This is a genomic window from Endozoicomonas sp. SESOKO4 (assembly GCF_024606275.1).
In genome coordinates, this window is the sequence record NZ_JAHHPS010000360.1 from 1 (window position 1) to 2264 (window position 2264).

The following is a 2264-nucleotide window of genomic DNA, read 5'->3' on the forward strand; positions in this document are numbered from 1 at the left end:
CTTCACGACGCGGGGGACGATCGCCGTCACGACGCTGCTGGGAACGATCTCCATCGCGACGCTGAGGACGGTCACCATCACGACGTGAGTCACCACGAGCCCGCTTTTCTTCGGGTTTCTGCTCTTCCGCTTTTTCGTTCTTGACGTAGGTGCGCTTCTTGCGAACTTCTACGTTTACAACTTTTTTCTTACCAGCGCCACCACCGCCAGATACTTTCATCTGACTGACAGTTTTGCGCTTAAGGGTGATCTTGGTAGGTTCAGCCGTACCCGTGTGATCACCGTGAATGCTTTTCAGATGAGCCAGCAACTGCTTCTTTTCTGCATCCGACACAGCTTCTGAAGCCTTGGTTTGCTTCAGGCCCGCATCCTGCATCTGCTGCAGCAACCTTTCGACCGGAGCGCCGACCACCTTCGCGAGTTGTTCTACGGTTACTTCTGCCATTAACACTTCTCCTCTCAGTGGCCCGCTCAGTTACCAGCTTCCTCGAACCAGGGAGCACGCGCCGTCATAATCAATTCACCCGCACGCGTTTCGTCCATACCTTCAATTTCGAGAAGGTCGTCAATGGACTGCTCCGCCAGATCTTCCATAGTAATGACACCCAGACTGGCCAGCTCCAGCGCCAGCTCCTCATCCATACCATCCATAGCCAAAAGGTCTTCAGCCGGCTGTGCGCCATCTAACTTTTCTTCTCGAGCGATAGCCTGAGTCAACAGCTTGTCTTTCGCACGAGTGCGAAGCTCCTCCACGATTTCTTCATCCATGCCTTCAATTGCCACCATCTCTTCCAGAGGAACATAGGCAATCTCTTCAACCGTAGTGAACCCTTCGTCGACCAGCAGCTGAGCCAGTTCTTCATCGATATCGAGCAGATCAATGAAACTCTGTTTAAACTTGTCCGCTTCCTTTTCCTGCTTGGCAGCGGCTTCAGCTTCTGTCATAACGTTCAATTTCCAGCCAGTCAGCTCACTGGCCAGTCGAACATTCTGACCACTACGACCAATGGCCTGAGCCAGATTATCTTCGCTGACTGCGATATCCATAGTTCCGGAGTCTTCGTCAACGATGATGGAAGCAACCTCTGCAGGCTGCATGGCATTGATCACATACTGGACAGGGTTTTCGTCGAACAGAACAATGTCGATACGCTCATTACCCAACTCGCCGGATACCGCCTGTACACGAGCACCGCGCATACCTACGCAGGCACCTACCGGATCTATGCGTCCATCATTGGTCTTGACGGCAATTTTTGCCCTTGAGCCCGGATCACGGGCAGCCGCCCTGATCTCCAGAACCTCCTCAGCAATTTCCGGCACTTCAATGCGGAACAATTCAATCAGCATTTCAGGCGCAGTTCGGGACAGCATCAGCTGCGGCCCACGACCTTCCGTGGAAATTTCACTCAACAAAGCCCTCACATGGCTCCCCATACGAAAGTTCTCACGAGGCAGTATGCTGTCCTTGCGCATGACTGCTTCAGCATTGTTGCCAAGGTCAACAATAATACTGTCACGAGTCGTTTTCTTTACGGTTCCATTAATCAGATCGCCCAGCTTGTCACTGTATTGTTCAACCATTTGTGCGCGCTCGGCTTCGCGCACCTTCTGAACGATAACCTGCTTGGCGGTCTGGGCTGCAATCCGTCCAAATGCGACAGACTCAACCTGCTCTTCCCAGACACCAGCGATCTCCAGAGACTCGTCCTTCTCCTTACCCTCATCCAGGGTAAAGTGCATGCCCGGAAACTCGAAATCTTCGTCCGCAACCACGCTCCAACGACGGTAGGTATCGTATTCACCACTACTGCGGTCAATCGCTACCCGGATATCCACTTCTGTTTCGTAACGCTTTTTGGTCGCAGTTGCCAGAGCGATCTCCATCGCCTCGAAGATCACTTCGGGTGGAACGCCCTTCTCGTTGGAAACGGACTCAACGACCAACAGAATTTCTTTACTCATGCTCTGCCTCGCCTATGCTGAACCAGTCCATGCCTTTGCCAACACTTCCCTGGCCGTTAACCGGGAAGACCCTCGCCTGTCATCAACTTCTTATTGCAGACAACGGCTAGCAACCCGGCCTGAACCTTTTACTCAATCTTTTATCTGGTTATTACCAGTTATGAGCCTGAAGTTAGTCGAATCTCGGTATCACCTGAGCCTTGTCTATGCTCTCTATGGGAAGAAGCAGTTCATGATCATCAACCACTAACACCACGTCCTGGTCTTCTACCCCTTTTACAACGCCTCTGTACCTGCGC

2 protein-coding genes and 1 pseudogene are annotated in these 2264 nt (G+C 52.3%); all 3 read right to left on the bottom strand.

Annotated features, from left to right (window positions below):
- The coding region (locus tag KDK16_RS07055; RefSeq protein ID WP_257275334.1) for a translation initiation factor IF-2 associated domain-containing protein at positions 1 to 445 on the bottom strand (445 nt) is incomplete at its 3' end.
- 26 nt (positions 446 to 471) lie between these two features.
- Positions 472 to 1965, bottom strand: a complete 1494-nt coding sequence (gene nusA / locus KDK16_RS07060) for a transcription termination factor NusA (RefSeq protein ID WP_257275335.1) — start codon at positions 1963 to 1965, stop codon at positions 472 to 474.
- A gap of 172 nt (positions 1966 to 2137) precedes the next feature.
- Positions 2138 to 2264, bottom strand: a pseudogene (locus KDK16_RS07065) (ribosome maturation factor RimP); the annotation flags it as partial.

Coding starts and splice junctions, on each gene's coding strand:
- nusA (WP_257275335.1), bottom strand. CDS start 1,965: ATGAGTAAAGAAATTCTGTTGGTCGTTGAGTCCGTTTCCAACGAGAAG.